Source organism: Janthinobacterium aquaticum (assembly GCF_009208565.1).
Classification (GTDB): domain Bacteria; phylum Pseudomonadota; class Gammaproteobacteria; order Burkholderiales; family Burkholderiaceae_D; genus Janthinobacterium.
Genome location: NZ_WFLK01000082.1, coordinates 1 through 218, shown reverse-complemented (window position 1 = coordinate 218; position 218 = coordinate 1). Strand labels below are relative to the sequence as shown.

Genomic DNA, 218 nt, shown 5'->3' with positions numbered 1-218 from the left:
CAACGACCCCCGCGTTATCAACACGGTGCTCTAACCAGCTGAGCTACAGCCCCAACGCGGTGCTACTGACGACTACTGTTTCTTCTTCAGCTAACAGTCGATAAGTGTGAACATTTGATGGTGAAGCTTGCGCTTCGTGCAAACTCTAGAAAGGAGGTGATCCAGCCGCACCTTCCGATACGGCTACCTTGTTACGACTTCACCCCAGTCACGAATCC

At 52.3% G+C, this 218-nt stretch carries 1 rRNA gene; it reads right to left on the bottom strand.

Going from position 1 to position 218, the window contains the following annotated elements:
* Positions 1–149: 149 nt before the first annotated feature.
* Positions 150–218, bottom strand: a 16S ribosomal RNA gene (locus GCM43_RS25700); the annotation flags it as partial.